The sequence below is a fragment of the Candidatus Neomarinimicrobiota bacterium genome (assembly GCA_018651745.1).
Taxonomy (GTDB): Bacteria; Fidelibacterota; Marinisomatia; order Marinisomatales; family TCS55; genus JAAZYX01.
In genome coordinates this window covers 1-2,818 of record JABIDL010000012.1, presented here as the reverse complement: position 1 = coordinate 2,818, position 2,818 = coordinate 1, and the positions used below count along the sequence as shown (strand labels likewise).

Genomic DNA, 2,818 nt, shown 5'->3' with positions numbered 1-2,818 from the left:
CAGCTCACAGTTCACTGATCACCGTTCTCCGTTCACAGACTTGTTAAGCGTAGTGACGAAGGAACGTAGATTAATCAATTTTTTTAAACATCCTCCAGCGCCGTTAGAGTCTGTTCTGTCTTCTTCGTTTAACATTTCTCATCCTAAACGGCGCCCGAATAAGAAATGTTTTTCTTCATTCCATATGGAAAATGGGAATATACGCACATCTTAACTATCCGAACAAACGGAATAGTGTGAATAATTAAACAAATAAGTTGTTAATCTTATATTTGTAATATTTATTGTGCGAATTATACTTGTTTTCTGTGTAATGCTGGTGTAATATAGTGTTAATCTTTACTACGGCGATGGCAATCCATACCTTTTTCCCCTGTAATAGGGGAAATATAAATGGGTCAAAAAATACGGTTATCTGTCGTCAATTTAATAACCAGAGAAAGAGGTATTTTCATGCACATCGGAGGAGAATCATTAACATTTGAACAGCAGGTTATTCTGTCTCTCAAGAGTTTTCGGAAAAATAAGAAAATCACACAAACACAGCTAGCGGACAGCATTGGTGTATCGCGGGACACGATTGCCCGAATGGAATCTGGCAAGGCACGGGTCTATCTTGGAATGGTAAGGGATATTGCCGATGCCTTGGATGTCCTATTGCAGGATCTGCTTCAGGAAGAGGAAAACTCACAAGACGTGCCTGAAAATATTTCACCTTCTCGATCTGACATTCATGTTGAATACAGTAATAAGGATGTGTCATTGCCCGCTGTGCCTCCTAATCCTAACCTTAATCCCGTCCTGAGCGTAGTCGAAGGGCGCAATTCCTATCTCGATGAAAAAGCAGTGGAATCTTATGGGGAACCCATGAAGGAATATATTCTAAACCACCATCTTTTCTGGCATTGGGTCCCGTTAGAAGATTTGCCCGGCTTAAGTATTTCATCCATTGTGGAAGCGACGTTAAACCAAGGCCGGGAAGAGGATGTAAAATGGTTGTTTGATACAATCGGTGTAGAAAAAGCAGCTGATGTATTTAAACGGGGAATTTCCGGTATCAGAACAAATTACAATGATGAGATTATATCCTTCTTCCACGCGTATTTTACCCGTCATGTACCCAAAAGTTACCTTTAGAGGGCAGGGAAAAGATAAATCTACATGTTTAATCAGATATTTCATTTCTTTACCAAATTCTACCTTCTAAAGGTAGTTGAATGATGAAAAACACATATACCCACTACTACAATAAAGGATACCATAAAAAAATCTTAATTGTGTGATATAATCCAAACATCCCAACCTTTAAAGTTTTCCCTGTAATAGGGGAAATACACCGCGTCCGACCTTTGGCGGAAAGGGGTTATTAAAAACACGTAGAATCCTATGAAGAATGTCAAAGAAGTCAATAAACAAAAATTAAAAACTATCAGGCGGTTACATCGAAATCGACCTACACCATGGGAATTAAAATTATGGCAATGTCTGAAAAATAGACAAATCGATGGGCATAAATTCCGCAGACAGGTTAGTATTGAAAATTATGTTGTTGATTTTTGTTGTCTGGAATTGAAACTGATCATTGAAGTCGACGGCAACGGTCATTTGCATCCAAGCCAACGAAAAAAGGATAAAGAAAGAACGGAAAATCTGGTAAAATGGAGATATACCATCATTCGTTTTTTCAATAATGAAATTGATGAAAATCTCAATGAAATTTTAGAAATAATATCTCAAAAATGCAGAGAGTTGGATACCTAACCTTTTATCAATATTTAAAACCCCCATTTTCCCCCTACGACAGGGGGATTCGAAAGGATTTCCTGAACATGAAACTATTTACAGCCATTAAGTTTTCCCCTGACTCTCTCCCGTGCCTGTCCCGTACCGAAGGTCGGGGTAATAGGGGAGAATTAAAGTTGGTAATCCCAATTTTTTGTCGGGGAGTTTAAAAGGTATATGCACATGTTCGATAATATTCTCACAGAAGAACAAAAAGAATTAATCCCGTATTTTGAGCAATTTTCCCGCGAATATTGCCTTGTGGGCGGCACGGCCATTGCATTACACATTGGCCACAGAAAATCCATAGATTTTGATTTATTTACGCTGGATAGAATAAAACCCAAAGTAATAAATCGTTGGATGGACAGCCTACCTTTTGAAGAAAAACGTATTATCTTTGAAAATAGCGATCAAATTCACATGAATATTGATGGAGTTCGCACTACATTTTTTTCATTTCCTTTTAAAATACAGTGCTTAAATAATATAAATGGTTTGCCATTTCCATCCTTATTGACGCTTGCTGCTATGAAAGCATTTGCTTTGGGAGGCAGGGCAAAGTGGAAGGATTATGTAGATTTATTTTTTATAATAAAATATCATCATTCAATAAAACCAATCATCAAAGAAGCCGGGGAATTATTTCCGGACAGATTTGTCAGTGGGCAGTTTCGTCGGCAGTTGCGTTATTTTAACGATATAGATTATGATGAAACGGTAGATTATTGTGTTGACCCTGTTCCGGAAGAAAGGATTAAACATTTCCTTACCGGTGTTAGCATCGATCCATTTTAGTTTTTATAGTACCCCGATCATCCGTGATCCGGAATTACCTCCACCCCAGTCAATCCGAGTGATCCGCCGGCTGGCGGAGCCAGAGGAATCTAAATTCGAAGAGCAAGGTCATCTGATGAAGATTCCTCACACTTCGGTTCGGAATGACAGACATTTTTTTCACCAACCCTACCTTTGCGAAAGTTTAGAACCTTCCGCAAAGTTTTTTCTTTACCACTAACCAAATCTTCTAGTTTTT

The 2,818-nt window shown here is 38.4% G+C and carries 3 protein-coding genes; all 3 read left to right on the top strand.

Annotated elements, in window-relative coordinates:
* The first annotated feature begins 393 nt into the window (after positions 1-393).
* The 3 genes from HOD97_02155 to HOD97_02145 all read left to right on the top strand — a co-directional run bounded on the left by HOD97_02155 (position 394) and on the right by HOD97_02145 (position 2,580).
* The gene (locus HOD97_02155) at positions 394-1,137 is read left to right on the top strand and encodes a helix-turn-helix transcriptional regulator (GenBank protein MBT4280414.1); all 744 of its coding nucleotides are present in this window, start codon (positions 394-396) and stop codon (positions 1,135-1,137) included.
* Positions 1,138-1,386: 249 nt separating this feature from the next.
* A complete protein-coding gene (locus tag HOD97_02150) occupies positions 1,387-1,761 on the top strand; it encodes an endonuclease domain-containing protein (protein ID MBT4280413.1) in 375 nt (124 codons plus the stop codon).
* Positions 1,762-1,965: 204 nt separating this feature from the next.
* Positions 1,966-2,580 carry a nucleotidyl transferase AbiEii/AbiGii toxin family protein gene (locus HOD97_02145; GenBank protein ID MBT4280412.1) on the top strand — a complete coding sequence of 205 codons (615 nt, stop codon included), beginning with the start codon at positions 1,966-1,968 and terminating at the stop codon, positions 2,578-2,580.
* Positions 2,581-2,818 lie beyond the last annotated feature (238 nt).

What these genes read in the sequence shown, in the direction of transcription:
- HOD97_02155 (MBT4280414.1), top strand. Translation starts at nt 394, where the DNA reads ATGGGTCAAAAAATACGGTTATCTGTCGTCAATTTAATAACCAGAGAA.
- HOD97_02145 (MBT4280412.1), top strand. Translation starts at nt 1,966, where the DNA reads ATGTTCGATAATATTCTCACAGAAGAACAAAAAGAATTAATCCCGTAT.
- HOD97_02150 (MBT4280413.1), top strand. Translation starts at nt 1,387, where the DNA reads ATGAAGAATGTCAAAGAAGTCAATAAACAAAAATTAAAAACTATCAGG.